Raw genomic sequence first — 17,747 nt, 5'->3', positions numbered from 1 at the left:
CATCGAAAGTGTCGCGCCCGCATGCTTGCCTCGTCAATGCGCGTCGAAGAGATGGAGCCACCGATGGGCAGATGGTCCGCGGGCGTGATCCCCTACGCGGAGATGGGTTACTGGCGGCCCGACTACGTGCCGAAGGACAGCGACATCCTGGCGGCCTTCCGCATCACCCCGCAGCCCGGGGTGCCGCCGGAGGAGGCCGGAGCGGCGGTGGCCGGCGAGTCCTCCACCGCGACGTGGACGGTCGTGTGGACCGACCGGCTCACCTCGTACGAGAACTACCAGGCCAAGTGCTACCGGGTGGAGCCCGTCCCCGGCGCCGACGACCAGTTCATCGCCTACATCGCCTACGACCTGGACCTGTTCGAGGAAGGCTCCATCGCCAACCTCACCTCGTCCATCATCGGCAACGTCTTCGGCTTCAAGGCGCTCAAAGCGCTCCGCCTGGAGGACATGCGCATCCCCACGCACTACGTGAAGACGTTCCAGGGACCCGCGCACGGCATCGTCATGGAGCGCGAATACCTGGCGAAGTTCGGCCGTCCGCTGCTCGGCGCGACCGTCAAGCCCAAGCTGGGACTCAGCGCGCGCAACTACGGGCGGGTCGTCTATGAAGCGCTCCGGGGCGGCCTGGACTTCACGAAGGACGACGAGAACATCAATTCCCAGCCGTTCATGCGCTGGCGCGACCGCTTCCTGTACTGCATGGAAGGCGTCACCAAGGCGCAAGCCGCCTCGGGCGAGATCAAAGGCCACTACCTGAACGTGACGGCCGGAACCATGGAGGACATGTACGAGCGGGCGGAATTCGCCAAGCAGCTCGGCAGCGTCGTCATCATGATCGACCTCACCATCGGGTACACGGCCATCCAGTCGATGGCCAAGTGGGCGCGCGCCAACGGCGTACTGCTGCACCTGCACCGCGCGGGCCACTCCACGTACACGCGGCAGAAGAGCCATGGCGTGAGCTTCCGCGTCATCGCCAAGTGGATGCGCCTCGCCGGAATCGACCACCTCCACGCCGGAACGGTCGTCGGCAAGCTCGAAGGCGACCCGTACACCGTCGCCGGGTTCTACGACACCCTGCGCAAGGACAAGATCGAGGCCGACCCCCGCAAGGGCCTGTACTTCGACCAGGAGTGGGCGTCCATGCCGGGCGTCATGCCGGTGGCGTCCGGCGGCATCCACGCCGGACAGATGCACCAGCTCCTGCACTACCTCGACGAGGACGTCATCCTCCAGTTCGGCGGCGGCACCATCGGCCACCCGATGGGCATCGCGGCCGGCGCGGCCGCCAACCGCGTCGCCCTGGAAGCGATGATCAAGGCGCGCAACGAGGGCCGCGACTTCCTCCAGGAGGGCCCCGACATCCTGCGCGCCGCCGCCAAGCACAGCCGCGAACTCGACGTGGCCCTCGCGACCTGGGGCGACATCACTTTCACGTACGCGTCGACCGACACTCCCGACGTTCTGGAAACCCCGGTGGTGAGCTGATGAGGATCACACAAGGCACCTTCTCGTACCTCCCCGATCTCACGGACGAGGAGATCACCCTGCAGATCGCGTACGCGCTGGACAACGGCTGGCCGTGCTCGATCGAGTACACCGACGACCCGCACCCCCGCAACAGCTACTGGGAGATGTGGGGACTGCCGATGTTCGACCTGAAGGACCCCGCCGGGGTGCTGATGGAGCTGAACGAGTGCCGCCGCACCTTCCCGAACCACTACGTGCGGCTCAACACGTACGACGCCCGTTACGGACGCCAGACGACCGCGCTCCAGTTCATCGTCCAGCGGCCCGCGAACGAGCCCGGCTTCCGGCTCACCCGCCAGGAGACCGCCGACCGCCAGGTCCGCTACACCATGCACGCCTACGCCACCGACCGCCCCGAGGGCGAGCGGTACTGAAGACGAGGAGTTCCGGCAGTGACCGCTTTCGGTATGCGCCCTCCCGCCCCTGGAGAAGAGTCACCGCCGGAACTCCTCTCCCCCGACACGGTCGTCGACCTGGCGCGGGAGCGCGCGGAGTCGCAGGTCGACGAGGTCCTGGACGCCCTGGACACCGAACTCGTCGGCCTCGCCCCGGTCAAGACCCGCATCCGGCAGATCGCCGCGCTGCTGCTCGTCGACCGGGTACGGGCACGGTTCGGGCTGGAGGCGGCGCGGCCCAGCCTGCACATGTGCTTCACCGGCAGCCCCGGCACCGGCAAGACGACGGTGGCCGTCCGGCTGGCCGAACTGCTGCACCGCCTGGGCTACCTGCGCAAGGGGCACCTGGTCAGCGTCACGCGCGACGACCTCGTCGGGCAGTACGTCGGGCACACCGCGCCCAAGACCAAAGAGGTGCTGAAGCGGGCGATGGGCGGCGTCCTCTTCATCGACGAGGCCTACTACCTGTACCGGGCGGAGAACGAGCGCGACTACGGCCAGGAGGCCATCGAGATCCTGCTGCAGGTGATGGAGAACCAGCGCGACGACGTGGTGGTCGTGCTGGCCGGCTACGCCGACCGGATGGACTCCTTCTTCTCCTCCAATCCGGGGATGAGCTCCCGCATCGCCCACCACATCGACTTCCCCGACTACGACACCGCCGAACTGGAGGAGATCGGGCTGCTCATGCTGGCCCGCGAGGGTTACGGGCTCGCCGACGAGACCGGACCCGTGTTCCGCTCCTACATCGAGCTCCGGCGCGAGCAGCCCCGGTTCGCCAACGCCCGCTCCATCCGCAACGCCATCGAACGGGCGCGGCTGCGCCACGCCAGCCGGCTCATGGCCACCGCCGCGAAGGTCGACCTCGCCGCGCTGACGACGCTGCGGCCCGAGGACTTCCGTGCCTCCCGCGTCTTCGCCGGGGGATGAACGATTCGGCGGCTTTCCCTCGCCACCCGAGAGGACCCGGCTAACCTCCCGTCATGCGAGAGCTACCTGCGGCGGCGCGCGGCTACGTGACCATGGTGATCGTCTGCGCGGGGGTGCTCCTGACGACGGCGCGCGAGGTGGACTGGGGCGTCTACGCCGTGCTGGCCGCCCTCTTCCTGGTGTGCGACGCGATGTCCGCGCGGTTGTGGGTCAAGAGCGCCAGGGTCTCGATGAGCTACGCGGCGACGCTCGCCGCGGTGGTCCTGCTCGGGCCGGACGGGGCCGCGCTGGTCGGGTTGTGCGCCCTGGCCAGCCCGCAGCGCATCCCCGCGGTCAAACGCGTCTTCAACGCCGCGCAGTTCACGCTCTGCGGCTGGATCGCCGGGGTCGTCTTCCACTGGCTGCAGCCCTCCTACGGCGAGATGCCGTTCGCCCGGCTGATCTGGCCGTTCGCGCTGGTCCTCGTCCTCTTCGTGGTGGTCAACCTGCTGCTCGTCGGCGGGGTGCTGCTGCTGGCCGAGGCGGCCACCGTGCGGGAGCTGCTGCGCGACGCCGGGCCGCTGAGCGCGGGCTGCCTGGGTTTCGGCTGGTTCGGGCTGCTCATCGCCGGGGGCTGGGAGGCCCTCAACGTGGCGGCGCCCGTCCTGGTGCTGCTGCCGCTGTTCACCGCGACGTGGGCGATGGCCCAGGTCTCGGAGCAGAAGGCGGCGCAGGAGGCCACGCTCGCCGTCCTGTGCCAGGCGGTGGAGACCAAGGACCTCTACACCCGCGGGCACAGCGAGCGGGTGTCCCGCGGCTCGGTGATGATCGCCGAGGAGCTCGGCATCACCGGCGCCCGCCTGGAGGCCATCCGCTTCGCCGGGATGCTGCACGACGTCGGCAAGCTCGGCGTCTCCACCCGCGTCCTGCAGAAGGACGGCAAGCCCACCGACCTGGAGTTCGCCGAGATCCAGCTGCACCCGATGCGCGGCCTGGAGATCGTCGGCCAGATCGGCTTCCTGGAGGAGGCGCTCGGCGGCATCCTGCACCACCACGAGAAGCTCGACGGCCGCGGCTACCCGCTGGGCCTCGTCGGCTCCGAGATCCCCGAGTTCGCCCGCATCATCGGCGTCGCCGACACCTTCGACGCCATCACCTCCACCCGCTCCTACCGCCGCGCCCGCACCGTCGAGGAGGGCGCGGCCGAGCTCAGGCGCTGCTCCGGCACCGAGTTCGACCCCCGCATGGTCGACGCCTTCCTGCGCGCCCTGGCCGCCAAGGGCTGGCAGCCCCCGGCCGACCCGCCCCCCGTGCCCCTGGCCGCCCCCGTCCCCGCCGACGTCCTGCGCGACCACGACGACCCCGATCCCCACGACCCGTGAGAAGCGCCTCCCGTCTTCGGCGCCATGGCAGGATGACGGAATGGGCATCGCACACGAACTGGAAGAAATCGGCCGAGAACTGCTCCCCGCGCAGCTGGAGCACCCGACGGTGCGCGGCATCGCGGACGGCACCCTCGACGAGCGGGTCTTCCGGTCGTGGCTGGAGCAGGACTACCTCTACCTGCTCGACTACGTCCGCGTCTTCTCCCGGCTGGCGTGGCAGGCGCCCGCCGCCCACCTCGGCGACCTGGTCGACCTGGCCCACTCGACGTTCCACGAGGAGCTGAGCCTGCACCGGAGCCTGGCCGCCGAGTTCGGCGCCGACCTGGACAACGCCGTCAAGGGCGCCCCCTGCACCGCCTACACCTCCTTCCTCCTGGCGGCGGCCGCCGACTACTCCGACGGCCTCGCCGCCCTCTACCCCTGCATGTGGGGTTACTCCGAGATCGGCCGCGTCCTCGCCGAGAACCCCCCGGCCGACCCCCGCTACAAGCGCTGGGTCGACTCCTACGCCGACCCCGCCTTCGCCGCCCTCGCCCGCCGCTGCGCCACCATGCTCGACGAGGCCGCCCCCGACCCCGCCCGCGCCCGCACCCTCTTCACCGAGGCCATGCACCACGAACTGGCCTTCTGGTCCGTCCCGTGACCTCTGCCGCCGACCGATCCGCAACGGCGTGAAGGGCGGGACGCCGCCTAACCGGCGAGGCCCTGCGCCAACCCCGCCAACCGCGCTTCCGCCCGGCCCGACGAGACCCAGCCGTAGATCCCCATGACCGCGAACCAGAGCCCTAGCAGCAGAGCCCAGGGACCGATGGTCAACGTGTTCACCGCCGCCACCAGCAACAGAACCCCGTAGGCGACCGGCAGGACACGACGGCTTTTCCGCCCCTGTTCGAGGTGGTAGGCGACCGGACGCCGCAGAACGGGGTGAAAGGACGGATCCTCAGGCAGCCGCCCGGTACGCAATGCCCGGACGACCACCAGCCGAGCATGCTGGTCCAGCTCCGCGAAGCCCGACTTCTTCCGCGTCCAGTGCTGCGCCCAGGTCATGAACGCTCCGAGGAAAAGACCGAAGAACGCTCCTATAAGGGCCGCAACGTACGGTTCACGCATCTCTTCATCAGGAGCGGCCAGCCATGTCCACAACCCGAACGACCCGCCGCTCAGCACCGCGACGAAAAGGAACGTGAACCACCACGGCTGGACGGCCCACCTGTCCCCCCACGAGAACTCCGTCCGGTCCGGCATCCCCTCATCAAAGCAGAATCCGCCGCATCGACCCGATCGGCGAAGGAGTCCGGCTTCTCTTCGTCCGCAACCGGCCGACCGCGGGAGCGGTCGGCCGGTTGCGGAGTGCGCGGGTTACAGCGGGATGTTGTTGTGGCGGCCTCGGGCCGGGGTGGCTTCGGCTATGGCCCGGGCCAGGGCGGCGCGGGTGGCGGTCGGCGGGATGATCTCGTCGACGACGCCGAGGTCCATGGCGCGGGGGAGGCCGCCGGCGATCTCGGCGTGCTCGGCGGCGAGCCGCTGCTCGAGGGCGGGGCGCTCCTCCTCCGGGACGGCGGCGAGCTTCTTGCGGTGCAGGACGCGGACGGCGGCCAGGGCGCCCATGACGGCGATCTCGGCGGTGGGCCAGGCGAAGACCCTGGTGGCGCCGAGGGAGCGGGAGTTCATGGCGATGTAGGCGCCGCCGTAGGCCTTGCGGGTGACCAGGGTGATGCGCGGGACCGTGGCCTCGGCGAAGGCGTGCAGGAGCTTGGCGCCGCGGCGCACGACGCCGCCGTGTTCCTGGCCGACGCCCGGGAGATAGCCGGGGACGTCCACCAGGACGACCAGCGGCACGCCGAAGGCGTCGCACAGGCGGACGAAGCGGGAGCACTTCTCGGCCGAGGGGCTGTCGAGGCAGCCGCCGAGGCGCAGCGGGTTGTTGGCGATGATGCCGACCGTGCGGCCGCCGAGCCGGCCGAACGCCGTGACGATGTTCGGCGCCCACTTGGCCTGCAGCTCGATGACCTCGTCGTCGGCGATGCCCTTGACCAGCGGCAGCACGCTGTAGGCGCGGCGCACGTTCTCGGGGAGGATGTCGGAGAAGTCGCGCTCCTCGACCTCCTCGTGGCGGATCCGGCCCTGGTGGCCGAGCAGGACGGCGAGCCTGCGCGCGGTCGTGATCGCGGACGTGTCGTCCGGGGTGGTGATGTGCGCGACGCCCGACTTCTTGCCGTGCGCGACCGCCCCGCCGAGACCGACCATGTCGATCTCCTCGCCGGTGACCGACCTGACCACGTCCGGGCCGGTCACGAAGATCCGGCCGTTCTCCGAGAGGATGACGATGTCGGTCAGCGCCGGGCCGTAGGCCGCGCCGCCGGCCGCCGGGCCGAGCACCACCGAGATCTGCGGGACGACGCCCGAGGCCCGGGTCTGCTGGGCGAAGATCTGGCCGACGGCGTGCAGCGACTCCACGCCCTCGGCCAGCCGCGCCCCGCCGGAGTGCCACAGCCCGATGATCGGCAGCCGTTCGCGCATCGCCAGGTCGTAGGCGGCGACGATGGCCTGGCAGCCCGCCATGCCCATCGCGCCGCCCATGACCCGCGGGTCGCTGGCGAAGGCCACCACCGGCAGCCCTTCGATCCGTCCCTGACCGGCGAGTTTGCCGCTGCCGTCACCGCCGAAGAGGGGGCGGAAGCTCCCCTCGTCGAAGAGGGCCTCGAGCCGGACCCGCGGGTCGCGCGGGTCGGCTGCCGCCACATCCTCGGAAACGGCCTCGGCGGAAGTGTCAAGGACGGTCACGCGGGCTCCTTAGGGCTTCATAGTGCCCGTTCGAACGCCAGGGTCACGTTGTGACCGCCGAAGCCGAACGAGTTGTTGAGAGCGGCGGCCGGGCCGTCAGGCAGCTTGCGCGGCTCGCCCATGACGATGTCGAGATCGACCTGGTCATCCAGGTTCTCCAGGTTCGCCACGGCCGGCACCAGGCCCTCCCGCAGCGACAGAACGGTGATCAGCGACTCCAGCGCGCCCGCGCCGCCCAGAAGGTGGCCGGTCATCGACTTGGTCGCGGTGATGTTGATCTTGCGGGCGTGCTCGCCGAGCGCGCCCTTGATGCCGTTGAGCTCGGCCACGTCGCCCAGCGGCGTGGACGTGCCGTGCGCGTTGATGTGGACGATCTGCTCGGGCTCGAGCTCGGCGTCCTTCAGGCAGCGCTGCATCGCCTTGGCGGCGCCGCGGCCGTCCTCGGGCGGCTGCACCATGTCGTGGCCGTCGGCGGAGTAGCCGACGCCGGAGGCGTAGGCGTGGATCCGGGCGCCGCGCGCACGCGCGTACTCCTCGGACTCCAGGATCAGGACCGCCGAGCCCTCGCCGAGCACGAAGCCGTCACGCGCCTTGTCGTAGGGGCGCGAGGCGAGCTCGGGGGCGTCGTTGCGGGTGGACATGGCGCGCATCGCGCCGAAGGAGGCCATCTGCAGCGGGTGGATGCACGCCTCGGTGCCGCCGGCGATGACGACGTCGGCGCGGCCGCTGCGGATCATGTCGATGGCGTAGCCGACGGCCTCGGCGCTGGAGGAGCAGGCGGAGACCAGCGCGTGGATGCCGGCGGTGGCGTTGAACTCCAGGCCCACGTGCGCGGCCGAGCCGTTGGGCATCAGCATCGGCACGGTGAACGGGGAGACGCGGCGCCAGCCCTTCTCACGGAAGACGTCGTAGCTGTCGAGGGCGGAGTGCAGGCCGCCGATGCCCGAGGACAGCACGACGCCGAGGCGGTCGGGGTCCACGGTCTCGCCGGGGGTGTCCTTGTGCGCGTAGCCGGCGTGCTTCATCGCCTCGATGGCGGCGATCAGGGCGAACTGCTGGCAGCGGTCCATCCGGCGCATCTGGGGCTTGGCCAGCAGGCCGGTGTCGGCGGGCTCGACCGCGGCCTGTGCGGCGAACTGCACGGGGAACGCGTCGAGGTTGTCCCAGGGCAGGGTACGGATACCGGACTTGCCAGCCAGCAGCCCGTCCCACGTGGACGCGACGTCGCCCCCCAGCGGGGTCGACGCGCCCAGACCGGTCACGACAACACGAGTCTTGCCCATTGCACTTGCTCCTCATTACCTGGGGGGTAGGTATTCCGCGACGCGCGGGCCTCTGCAGCGGCCCGCGCGTCGCAAGAGCTCCGGTTCCGGAGACCGGGGCCCGGAAGGAAGGTCAGGCCTTGGCGGCCAGGCCCTGGACGTAGTCCACGACGTCCTGGACGGTGCGCAGGTTCTTCAGCTCGTCGTCGGGGATCTCGACGCCGAACTTGTCCTGGGCGGCGACGGCGATCTCGACCATCGACAGGGAGTCGATGTCGAGGTCGTCGATGAAGTTCTTCTCGGGGGTGACGTCGGCCGCCGGGATGCCGACGATCTCCTCGACGATCTCGCCGAGGCCGTCGAGGATCGTCTGGGTGCTGACTTCAGCCATGCTGGATTACTCCTGTATAGATTTCGGATGTTGTGCCCAGACCCTAGGGGATCTGGATGACCTGGGCAGCGTAGGTGAGACCTGCGCCGAACCCGATGATCAGGGCCGGTTCACCCGAGGGTATGTCGCCGCGCTCGATCATGCGGGACAGGGCCATCGGGATGGACGCGGCCGAGGTGTTCCCGGCGTTGACGATGTCCTCGGCGATCACCGCGTTGGGTGCGTTCAGCTTCTTCGCTATGCCGCGGATGATCCGGAGGTTCGCCTGGTGTGGCACGAAAGCCGCCAGCTCCGACGGGGCGACGCCGGCCCGTCGGCAGGCTTCCAGAGCCACCGGGTGCAGCGCGGTGGTCGCCCACCGGAAGACGGCCTGGCCGTCCTGGTGGAGGAAGGAGTTGCGGTCCTCCACCTTGATCTTGTCGGCGTTCTCGCCGTCGCTCCCCCACACCACCGGGCCGATCTCCGGCACGTCCGCGCCGGTCACCACCGCCGCACCCGCGCCGTCGGCGAAGATGATGCAGGTGGTGCGGTCGGTCCAGTCGATCCAGGGGGAGAACTTCTCCGAGCCGACCACCAGCACGTTGCGCGCCGAGCCGGCCCGGATCGCGTCGCTGGCGGCCGAGAGGGCGTAGGCGAAGCCCGCGCAGGCGGCGTTCACGTCGAACGCGCCGGGCGCCTTGATGCCCAGCCGGAAGGCCACCGTCGCCGAGGCGTTGGGCACCTGGGTCTCGGCCGTGCAGGTCGCCACGATCACCAGGTCGATCTCGTCGGCGGCCAGGCCGCTGGCCGCCAGCGCCTTGCCGCCCGCCGCGACCGCGAGGTCCTCCATGGACTCGTCGGCCGAGGCCAGGCGCCGCTCGGCGATGCCCACCCGGGAGCGGATCCACTCGTCGTTGGTCTCCACCCCCCGGGCGGCCAGGTCGTCGTTGGTGACCACGTTGTCCGGCTGGTAGTGGCCGAACGCCAGGATGCGGGCGCCGGGACGGCCCGCCGCGAGCTGAATGCTCATGCCAGCTCCCGCGCCTTCTCGAGGTCCTCGGGGGTCTTCAGGCCGAGCAGCCGCACGCCCTTGAGCTCCCGGCGGGCCAGGCCCACCAGGGTGCCGGACGGGGCCAGCTCGATCATCGCGGTGACGCCCAGCTCGGCGAACGCGCCCATGCACAGGTCCCAGCGGACCGGGGCGCTGACCTGGCCGACCAGCCGGCGCACGAACTCCGCGCCGGAGGTGACGACCGCGCCGTCCTTGTTGGACACCAGCTTGACCGTCGGGTCCTTGGGCTCGACCGAGGCCGCGGCCGCGTCCAGGGCGGCGACGGCGGGCGCCATGTGCTCGGTGTGGAAGGCGCCCGCGACGGCCAGGGGCCGCAGCCTCGCCTTGGCGGGGGGCTCCTCGGCGAACTCCGCCAGCTGCGCCAGCGTGCCGGCGGCGACGATCTGGCCCGCGCCGTTGATGTTGGCGGGGGTCAGCCCGTGCTTGTCGATCGAGGCGAGCACCTCGTCCTTGTCGCCGCCCAGGACCGCCGTCATGCCGGTCTCGGTGACCGCGGCGGCCTCGGCCATGCCCCGGCCGCGCACCGCGACCAGGCGCATCGCGTCCTCGGGCGTGAGAACCCCGGCCATCGCGGCGGCGCCGAGCTCGCCGACGCTGTGGCCGGCGACCGCGCCGGGGGTCGCCCCGAGCGCCTCGAACGTCACCAGCGCGGCGGCGACCAGCAGCGGCTGGGCGACGGCGGTGTCCTTGATCTCGTCCGCGTCCGCGGTGGTCCCGTAGCGGATCAGGTCCAGCCCGGCGAGGTCGGACCAGGCGGTGAGCCGGTCGCGCACGCCTGGGACCTCGAGCCACGGGGCGAGGAAGCCTGGAGTCTGGGCACCTTGGCCGGGAGCTGTGATGAGAAGCACGGTCTAACCATGCCGCCCGCACCCCCGCCCGAGGCATGCCGAGAGGGACGAAGTTTGATCGCTCCCCTTTGTAGGTCTCTCACAACAGCGACGCGCCCCGCCCCGGGTCAGGAGCGCGCCGTCACGCCGAGCGGGGCCGCTCGGCGTACCTCCCGAGCACCAGGGCGATGCGGAGCGTGAACGCGCCCCGCCCGTCCGTGGGCAGCAGGCCGGTCAGCTCCGACACCCTCCGCAGCCGGTAGCGCACGGTGTTGGGGTGGACGTACAGCAGGCGGGCCGTGGCCTCCAGCGAGGACCCCTGCTCCAGGTAGGTGGTGAGGGTGTCCAGCAGCGGCGCGCCCGCCGCCTGGATGGGCCCGTAGACCTCGCTCACCAGGTACTCGCGGGCGACGTTGTCGCCGTCCAGCGCGCGTTCGGGCAGCAGCTCCGCGGCCAGGACGGGGCGGGGCGCGTCCGGCCAGCCCACCGCCGCGCGCAGCCCGGCCAGCGCGGCGCGGGCCGAGGCGGTGGCGCCGTACAGGTCAGGGGCCTCGGGGCCGACGACCACCGGCCCGGGGCCGAACTTGGCGGACAGGAGCTGGGCGGCGGCCAGCGGGTCCTCGGCCCCGCCGGCGATGACGATCAGGCGGTGCCCCTGCACCCCGGACAGGACGTCCACGCGCAGCCGCCGCGCCGACAGGCGGATCTGGTCGGCGATCGCCTCCGGGTCCTCCTCGGGTGCGTGCCCGGCCAGCACGAAGACCGGCTTGGTGGTCCAGCCGAGCGCCGCGGCCCAGGAGTGCAGTCCGTCGTCGCCGTCGCCGCGCAGCAGCGAGTCGACGACCAGCGCCTCCAGCCGGGCGTCCCAGGCGCCCCTGGTCTCGGCCGCCCGCGCGTAGACCTGGGCGGCGCTGAAGGCGACCTCGCGGGTGTAGCGCAGGATCGCCTCGCGCAGCTGGGCCTCGCCGCCGGGGGCGGCCAGGTCGTGCAGCCTGGTCTCCACCACCTCGCTGATCACCCGGACCATGTCCACGGTGTGCTGCAGCCGGATGGTGCGCATCATCTCGCGCGGCGCGGTGGCGAAGACCTCGCCGCCGAGCGCGACCCTGGTCTTCTCCCCGTTGCGGAACCAGTCGACGAACGCGGCGATGGACGTCTGGGCGACCAGGCCGATCCACGAGCGCTGCTCGGCGGGCATGCGCCGGAACCACGGCAGGCGCTCCTCCATGCGCGCGAGGGCGGCGTTGCCGAAGGTGCTCAGCGCGGTCTCCAGCCGCCGGGTCGTCTGCTCGCGCAGGTCCCGGTTCCCGCCCACGGCGTCGTTGCTCACGGAACAAGAGTGCCATCCCCGGCCCATGCCCGGAACATCCCACGGCGACCGGCCGTGCGGTGTCGTCCGCTCATGCCGCCTTCACGAAGGACTCATCCGGTCAAGACAGGGTCAATTCTTCACCATCCCCTGTCACGCGACACACCCGGATGGTGACGCTCCGCCATCTTGGTGAGGCGCGATCGAGAAGGGAACCGCAATGGAACGGCCGATCTTCGTCGTCGGATGCCCTCGTTCGGGCACCACCCTGCTGCAGTTGATGCTGCACGCCCATCCCAGGATCGCCATCCCTCCCGAGACCCGGTTCCTGCTGCCCGCCTACTACCGGCGCGCGCGGTTCGGGGACCTGCGGGTGCCCGCCAACCGGCGCGCGCTCGGCGAGTGGATCACCGGCACCCGCGGCCACAAGTTCCCGGACCTGGGCCTGGACGCCGCCGAGACGGTGCGGCGGATCGAGGAGGCGCCGCCCACCCTCGGCTCGGCCCTGGGCACCGTCCTGCGGGAGTACGCGCGGCGGCACGGCAAGCAGCGCTGGGGGGACAAGCGGCCCGCCTACATCCAGTACCTGCCCGAGCTCTTCCGGCTCTTCCCCGACGCCCAGGTGGTGCACCTGATCCGGGACGGGCGGGACTGCGTCGGCTCGCTCAAGGGCATGAAGTGGTGGGAGCACGACAGCCACCACGCCGTCGTCACCTGGGCCAACGCCATCGACGCCGGCCACGAGGCCGCCCGGCACTGCCCCGACGGCTCCTACTACGCGCTGCAGTACGAGCACCTCGTCGCCGACCCGGCCCCGCAGCTCTCGGCCCTGTGCGAGTTCCTGGGCGAGCGCTACGACCCGGCCATGCTCCACCCGGAGGCCGTCGCCTCGGTCAACCCCCGGCGCAAGAAGCACCACGCCCGGACGCACAAGGACGTGGACGCCGCGGCCATCCGGGCCTGGGAGGAGCGGCTGGAGCCCTGGGAGGTGCAGCTGTGCGAGTACGTGCTGGGCGACCGGCTGCGCGCCTACGGCTACGAGCTGTCGGGGCTGGGGCGCCCGCCCGCCGCCGTCCTGGCCCGGTACGCGCGCACCCTGGCCTGGCGCAGGCAGGCGGCGCTGCGCCGCGGGTTCCGGGACGGCTGGCACCGGATCGTGTCCGACGACGACCTGGCCTGCCGGCTGGGCGGCAGCGACCAGGACCTCCAGCCCGCGCCCTGAACCGCGGGAGCCCTCGGCATGGAAAGGGGCCGGTGACCGCAAGCGGTCACCGGCCCCTTCGCCCGGCGGCGGGCCTCAGGCGGCTCCGCCGGACTCCTCCGGGGCGTTCTCGCCGGAGACGGCGGCGACGCCCTGGTCGAGGCCGTAGCGGGTGAGGGCCTGCTGCAGCACCTCGTGCTTGAGCTCCCCGCGCCGGACCAGCCGGGTGAGCACCGCCATCACGATGGACTGGGCGTCCACGTGGAAGAAGCGGCGCGCGGCGGCGCGGGTGTCGGAGAAGCCGAACCCGTCGGTGCCCAGCGAGGTGTAGTCGCCCGGCACCCACGGCGCGATCTGGTCCTGGACCGCGCGCATGAAGTCGCTGACCGCCACGATCGGCCCCTGGACGTCCGCGAGGCGGCGCGTCACGTACGGGACCATCTGCTCCTTCTCCGGGTTGAGCAGGTTGAAGTTGTCGCAGTTCATCGCCTCGCGGCGCAGCTCCGTCCAGGAGGTCGCCGACCAGACGTCGGCCGACACGCCCCAGTCCTCGGCGAGGAGGCGCTGCGCCTCCACGGCCCAGGGGCCCGCCACGCCGGAGGCGAGGATCTGGGCGCGCGGGGCGTCCTCCTCCAGGGAGGGGCCGTCGGAGAACTTGTAGAGGCCCTTCAGCAGGCCCTTGACGTCCAGGTCCGCCGGCTCGGCGGGCTGGGTGTAGGGCTCGTTGTAGACGGTGAGGTAGTAGTAGATGTCCTCGGAGTCGGGCCCGTACATGCGGTGCAGGGCGTCCTTGACGATGTGCGAGAGCTCGAAGGCCCACGAGGCGTCGTAGGCCACGCACGCGGGGTTGGTGGAGGCCAGCAGCGGGGAGTGCCCGTCGGCGTGCTGCAGGCCCTCACCGGTGAGCGTGGTGCGTCCCGCGGTGGCCCCCAGCAGGAAGCCGCGGCCCATCTGGTCGCCCAGCGCCCACATCTGGTCGCCGGTCCGCTGGAACCCGAACATCGAGTAGAAGATGTAGATCGGGATCATGTGCTCGCCGTGCGTGGCGTACGCGGTGCCCGAGGCGATCATCGAGGCCATGGAGCCGGCCTCGGTGATGCCCTCGTGCAGGATCTGGCCCTGCTCGGACTCCTTGTAGCTGAGCATGAGCTTGCGGTCGGCCGCCTCGTACGTCTGCCCGTGCGGCGAGTAGATCTTCGCCGTCGGGAACATGGCGTCCATGCCGAAGGTGCGGGCCTCGTCGGGGACGATCGGCGTGAAGCGGTGGCCGATCTCCTTGTCCTTCATGAGGTCCTTGAGCAGCCGCACGAAGGCCATGGTGGTGGCGACCTTCTGCTTGCCCGAACCCTTGCGGAGCTCCTTGTAGGCCTCGTCGCCGGGCAGCTTCAGCGCCTTGGCGCGGTTGACGCGCTTGGGCAGGAAGCCGCCCAGGGCCGCACGGCGCTCGCGCATGTACTGGATCTCCTCCGACCCCTCGCCCGGGTGGTAGTAGGGCGGCAGGTCGCCCTCCAGGGCCGAGTCGGGGATCTCCAGGAAGAGCCGGTCGCGGAACTCCTTGAGCTCGTTCTTAGACAGCTTCTTCATCTGGTGGCTGGACATGCGGGCCTCGAAGTCCGGCCCCAGCGTCCAGCCCTTGATGGTGTGGGCCAGGATCACGGTCGGCTGGCCGGTGTGCTCGCGGGCGGCCTTGAAGGCCGCGTACAGCTTGCGGTAGTCGTGGCCGCCGCGGGAGAGCTTGGTGAGGTCGTCGTCGCTCAGATGCTCGACGATCTTGCGCAGCCGGGGGTCGTCGCCGAAGAAGTGCTCGCGGACGTAGGAGCCGGGCTCGACGGAGAAGGTCTGCATCTGGCCGTCGGGCATGGTGTTCATCTTGTTGACCAGCACGCCGTCGACGTCCTTGGCCAGCAGCGGGTCCCAGTCGCGGCCCCAGATGACCTTGATGACGTTCCAGCCGGCGCCGCGGAAGTACGACTCCAGCTCCTGGATGATCTTGCCGTTGCCGCGCACGGGGCCGTCGAGCCGCTGCAGGTTGCAGTTGATCACGAAGGTGAGGTTGTCGAGCTCCTCGCGCGCGGCCAGGCCGATGGCGCCGAGCGACTCGGGCTCGTCCATCTCGCCGTCGCCCAGGAAGGCCCACACGTGCGAGCGGGAGGTGTCCTTGACCTCGCGGGACAGCAGGTAGCGGTTGAACCGGGCCTGGTAGATCGAGTCGATGGCGGCCAAACCCATCGAAACTGTCGGGAATTCCCAGAAGTCCGGCATGAGCCGAGGGTGGGGGTAGGACGACAGGCCGCCGCCGGGGTGGGAGACCTCCTGGCGGAAGCCGTCCAGCTGGCTCTCGGTCAGCCGCCCCTCCAGGAAGGCGCGGGCGTAGATGCCGGGCGTGGCGTGGCCCTGGATGAAGACCTGGTCGCCGGACTCGCCGTGGTCCTTGCCCCGGAAGAAGTGGTTGAAGCCCACCTCGTACAGGGAGGCGGCCGAGGCGTAGGTGGCGATGTGGCCGCCCACGCTCAGCTCCGGCCGGTTGGCGCGGGAGACCATGATCGCCGCATTCCACCGGATGTAGGCCCGGATGCGGCGCTCGATGTGCTCGTCGCCGGGGAACCAGGGCTCCCTCTCCGGCGGAATCGTGTTGATGTAGTCGGTGCTGCGCAGGCCGGGCACCCCGACCTGCTGCTCACGGGCTCGTTCCAGCAGGCGGAGCATCACGTAGCGGGCCCTGGTCCGGCCCTCGGTCTTGATGACCGTGTCCAGTGATTCGAGCCATTCCCGAGTTTCGTCGGGGTTGATGTCCGGGAGCTGGCTCGGCAGGCCGTCGCTAATGATCGAGAAGCGTTGGCGTCCGGAAGGCACTGGGGTCCCCTTGTCACGCGCGGTGTTTCATCGGCTGTTTGCCGATGCTCGTTTCCATCCTGCTCCTCAACGGGCGCGATCGCATCTCTACCGCTGAGTAACTCATCGCAGGTCACAGCGGGATTCACTGTGTCCTTCCACACTGCCACACCCCGGTGGACGCCCGTCCAGAGCGGTTCGGGCGACCCGCCGCCGGGCCCGCCGGTGGCCGAAGTGGTCCAGACCTGTGATGATCCTCTCATGAAGAGCACGGTGATCCCCGTCTCGACGGGCCGCGAGGAGGCCGTCCTCGACCTCACCCGGCACTGCGCCGCGTTCGTCGAGGGCGAGGGGGACGGGCTGCTGCACGTCTTCGTCCCCCACGCCACCGCGGGAGTGGCGATCCTCGAACTGGGGGCGGGCAGCGACCGGGACCTCCTGAACGCGCTGCGGGACCTGCTGCCGGCCGACGACCGGTGGATCCACGCGCACGGATCGCGCGGACACGGGCGTTCCCACGTGCTTCCCGCGATCATCCCGCCCTATGCTTCGGTGCCCGTCCTGGACGGCCGGCTCGCCCTCGGCACCTGGCAGTCGGTCGCCCTGGTGGACCTCAACCTCGACAATCCCGACAGGCAGGTGCGGTTGACCTTTCTTCGGGGAACGTGAAAAAGCATGTGGGCCGTACCGCGGATCATGCGGATGGGGTATGGGCACTTGCGCAGGGGGCCGTCCTTTGTGTGGACTGTCCCGCAATACCTTGGGGTACGCCGGAAAGACAGTACGGTGCATTCCATGAAGACGACACAGGGAGGACGTCAGTGAGCGCGACCGCGGGTCAGGCGCAGACAGAGCGCAGCCTGGCCGAACGGCTCGGTTTCAAGCCGGGTCAGGTGGTGCAGGAGCTCGGCTGGGACGAGGACGTGTCCGAGGAGCTGCGGGCCTCGATCGAGACGGTCACCGGCAGTGAGCTGGTGGACGAGGAGTACGAAGACTATGCCGACGTCGTGCTGCTGTGGTGGCGCGAGGACGACGGCGACCTGGTCGACGGCCTGGTCGACGCCCTCACCTCGATCACCGGCGGCGGGCACATCTGGCTGCTGACCCCCAAGGCCGGCCGCGAGGGCCACGTGGAACCGAGTGACATCGGCGAGGCGGCCCCGACCGCCGGGCTCTCCCAGACGAGCAGCGTCAGCGCCGCGCCCGAATGGTCGGGCACCCGGCTGGTCGCACCCAAGGGCCTCAAGTAACCGCGCCCGCGGCGTCGGGCCGCACCCCGCCGGGTGGCAGACTGGGGGCTCGCGAGGTTTTCAGTCTCCTCCGGAAGGGAATAAGACATGGCCGTTGAGGTGGGCGACAAGGCTCCCGATTTCGAGCTGAAGGACCAGCACGGCACGCCCGTCAAGCTGTCGGACTTCGCGGGGAAGAAGGACGTCGTCCTGGTGTTCTACCCGCTGGCCTTCAGCGGGATCTGCACCGGGGAGCTCTGCGCGATCCGCGACGAGCTGCCCACGCTCGGCGGTGACGACGTCCAGGTCCTGGCGGTCTCCGTCGACTCCGTCTTCGCCCTGCGGGCGTGGACGGAGCAGGAGAAGTACCAGTTCCCGCTGCTCTCGGACTTCTGGCCGCACGGCGGCGTCGCCCAGTCCTACGGCGTCTTCGACGCCGAGAAGGGTCTGGCCCGGCGCGGCACCTTCATCATCGACAAGGCGGGCGTCGTCCGCTGGAAGGTGGACAACGCCATCCCCGAGGCCCGCGACCTCGAGGCCTACCGCAAGGCGCTGACCGAGCTGTCCTGACACACCGCTCCCCGGCCGGGCCCCCTCCTCCAGGAGGGGGCCCGGCCCTCGGCGTTCCCGTATACCGGG

The 17,747-nt window shown here is 70.7% G+C and carries 17 protein-coding genes; 9 read left to right on the top strand and 8 right to left on the bottom strand.

Translation table 11 applies throughout. The features are described 5' to 3' along the window. Nucleotides 1-63 precede the first annotated feature (63 nt). From C2865_RS29965 to C2865_RS29945, 5 genes are read left to right on the top strand one after another with little or no spacing between them, the layout of a single operon-like run. Entirely contained in the window at nt 64-1,491 is a 1,428-nt protein-coding gene (locus C2865_RS29965; protein ID WP_106401976.1) for a form I ribulose bisphosphate carboxylase large subunit, read from the top strand. Further along, the gene (locus tag C2865_RS29960) at nt 1,491-1,907 is read left to right on the top strand and encodes a ribulose bisphosphate carboxylase small subunit (RefSeq protein ID WP_106401975.1); all 417 of its coding nucleotides are present in this window, start codon (nt 1,491-1,493) and stop codon (nt 1,905-1,907) included. Before C2865_RS29965 ends, C2865_RS29960 begins: the two co-directional genes overlap by 1 nt. An 18-nt stretch (nt 1,908-1,925) precedes the next feature. Next, nucleotides 1,926-2,858 (top strand): CbbX protein, encoded by a 933-nt coding sequence (cbbX, locus tag C2865_RS29955; protein WP_232835872.1) that lies wholly within the window; start codon nt 1,926-1,928, stop codon nt 2,856-2,858. A gap of 53 nt (nt 2,859-2,911) precedes the next feature. After that, nucleotides 2,912-4,219, top strand: a complete 1,308-nt coding sequence (locus C2865_RS29950; protein WP_106401973.1) for an HD-GYP domain-containing protein — start codon at nt 2,912-2,914, stop codon at nt 4,217-4,219. A 40-nt stretch (nt 4,220-4,259) separates the two neighbouring features. Continuing rightward, nucleotides 4,260-4,865, top strand: a complete 606-nt coding sequence (locus C2865_RS29945) for a TenA family protein (protein WP_106401972.1) — start codon at nt 4,260-4,262, stop codon at nt 4,863-4,865. 47 nt (nt 4,866-4,912) lie between these two features. Here C2865_RS29945 and C2865_RS29940 read toward each other — a convergent pair whose 3' ends face one another. From C2865_RS29940 to C2865_RS29910, 7 genes are all read right to left on the bottom strand, one after another. After that, nucleotides 4,913-5,467: a hypothetical protein gene (locus C2865_RS29940; protein WP_106401971.1), complete on the bottom strand. Its 555-nt coding sequence runs from the start codon at nt 5,465-5,467 to the stop codon at nt 4,913-4,915. 114 nt (nt 5,468-5,581) lie between these two features. After that, nucleotides 5,582-7,006, bottom strand: coding sequence for an acyl-CoA carboxylase subunit beta (locus tag C2865_RS29935; RefSeq protein WP_106401970.1), 1,425 nt, complete (start codon nt 7,004-7,006; stop codon nt 5,582-5,584). A gap of 17 nt (nt 7,007-7,023) precedes the next feature. Continuing rightward, nucleotides 7,024-8,289, bottom strand: a complete 1,266-nt coding sequence (locus C2865_RS29930) for a beta-ketoacyl-[acyl-carrier-protein] synthase family protein (protein ID WP_106401969.1) — start codon at nt 8,287-8,289, stop codon at nt 7,024-7,026. Between the two features lie 112 nt (nt 8,290-8,401). Further along, nucleotides 8,402-8,659: an acyl carrier protein gene (locus C2865_RS29925; RefSeq protein WP_106401968.1), complete on the bottom strand. Its 258-nt coding sequence runs from the start codon at nt 8,657-8,659 to the stop codon at nt 8,402-8,404. 43 nt (nt 8,660-8,702) lie between these two features. Then, the gene (locus tag C2865_RS29920) at nt 8,703-9,668 is read right to left on the bottom strand and encodes a beta-ketoacyl-ACP synthase III (RefSeq protein ID WP_106401967.1); all 966 of its coding nucleotides are present in this window, start codon (nt 9,666-9,668) and stop codon (nt 8,703-8,705) included. Then, a complete protein-coding gene (locus C2865_RS29915; RefSeq protein WP_106401966.1) occupies nt 9,665-10,558 on the bottom strand; it encodes an ACP S-malonyltransferase in 894 nt (297 codons plus the stop codon). Before C2865_RS29915 ends, C2865_RS29920 begins: the two co-directional genes overlap by 4 nt. 121 nt (nt 10,559-10,679) lie before the next feature. After that, nucleotides 10,680-11,867, bottom strand: coding sequence for a PucR family transcriptional regulator (locus C2865_RS29910; protein ID WP_232835871.1), 1,188 nt, complete (start codon nt 11,865-11,867; stop codon nt 10,680-10,682). Nucleotides 11,868-12,066: 199 nt separating this feature from the next. On the opposite strand from C2865_RS29910, the gene C2865_RS29905 reads away from it, so the two are divergent. After that, entirely contained in the window at nt 12,067-13,068 is a 1,002-nt protein-coding gene (locus C2865_RS29905; RefSeq protein WP_106401964.1) for a sulfotransferase family protein, read from the top strand. A 75-nt stretch (nt 13,069-13,143) separates the two neighbouring features. On the opposite strand, the gene aceE is transcribed toward C2865_RS29905, so the two are convergent. Beyond that, nucleotides 13,144-15,900, bottom strand: a complete 2,757-nt coding sequence (gene aceE, locus C2865_RS29900) for a pyruvate dehydrogenase (acetyl-transferring), homodimeric type (protein ID WP_106401963.1) — start codon at nt 15,898-15,900, stop codon at nt 13,144-13,146. Nucleotides 15,901-16,140: 240 nt separating this feature from the next. On the opposite strand from aceE, the gene C2865_RS29895 reads away from it, so the two are divergent. From C2865_RS29895 to C2865_RS29885, 3 genes are all read left to right on the top strand, one after another. Continuing rightward, nucleotides 16,141-16,548, top strand: coding sequence for a YjbQ family protein (locus tag C2865_RS29895; protein ID WP_106401962.1), 408 nt, complete (start codon nt 16,141-16,143; stop codon nt 16,546-16,548). Nucleotides 16,549-16,700: 152 nt separating this feature from the next. After that, complete coding sequence (locus tag C2865_RS29890; RefSeq protein WP_106401961.1) at nt 16,701-17,129, top strand: DUF3052 domain-containing protein; 429 nt, start codon at nt 16,701-16,703, stop codon at nt 17,127-17,129. Nucleotides 17,130-17,216: 87 nt separating this feature from the next. Continuing rightward, complete coding sequence (locus tag C2865_RS29885; protein ID WP_106401960.1) at nt 17,217-17,678, top strand: peroxiredoxin; 462 nt, start codon at nt 17,217-17,219, stop codon at nt 17,676-17,678. The last annotated feature ends 69 nt before the right edge of the window (nt 17,679-17,747 follow it).

The organism is Actinocorallia populi (genome assembly GCF_002995495.1).
In the GTDB taxonomy this organism is placed as follows: Bacteria; Actinomycetota; Actinomycetes; order Streptosporangiales; family Streptosporangiaceae; genus Actinocorallia; species Actinocorallia populi.
The sequence above is the reverse complement of the archived record's forward strand: the minus strand, read 5'-3'. Positions and strand labels throughout refer to the sequence as shown.

Excerpts from the sequence above, each read along its gene's own strand:
- C2865_RS29965 (WP_106401976.1), top strand. The coding sequence starts at position 64 with ATGGGCAGATGGTCCGCGGGCGTGATCCCCTACGCGGAGATGGGTTAC.
- C2865_RS29960 (WP_106401975.1), top strand. The coding sequence starts at position 1,491 with ATGAGGATCACACAAGGCACCTTCTCGTACCTCCCCGATCTCACGGAC.
- C2865_RS29950 (WP_106401973.1), top strand. The coding sequence starts at position 2,912 with ATGCGAGAGCTACCTGCGGCGGCGCGCGGCTACGTGACCATGGTGATC.
- C2865_RS29945 (WP_106401972.1), top strand. The coding sequence starts at position 4,260 with ATGGGCATCGCACACGAACTGGAAGAAATCGGCCGAGAACTGCTCCCC.
- C2865_RS29940 (WP_106401971.1), bottom strand. The coding sequence starts at position 5,467 with ATGCCGGACCGGACGGAGTTCTCGTGGGGGGACAGGTGGGCCGTCCAG.
- C2865_RS29930 (WP_106401969.1), bottom strand. The coding sequence starts at position 8,289 with ATGGGCAAGACTCGTGTTGTCGTGACCGGTCTGGGCGCGTCGACCCCG.
- C2865_RS29925 (WP_106401968.1), bottom strand. The coding sequence starts at position 8,659 with ATGGCTGAAGTCAGCACCCAGACGATCCTCGACGGCCTCGGCGAGATC.
- C2865_RS29920 (WP_106401967.1), bottom strand. The coding sequence starts at position 9,668 with ATGAGCATTCAGCTCGCGGCGGGCCGTCCCGGCGCCCGCATCCTGGCG.
- C2865_RS29905 (WP_106401964.1), top strand. The coding sequence starts at position 12,067 with ATGGAACGGCCGATCTTCGTCGTCGGATGCCCTCGTTCGGGCACCACC.
- C2865_RS29895 (WP_106401962.1), top strand. The coding sequence starts at position 16,141 with ATGAAGAGCACGGTGATCCCCGTCTCGACGGGCCGCGAGGAGGCCGTC.
- C2865_RS29885 (WP_106401960.1), top strand. The coding sequence starts at position 17,217 with ATGGCCGTTGAGGTGGGCGACAAGGCTCCCGATTTCGAGCTGAAGGAC.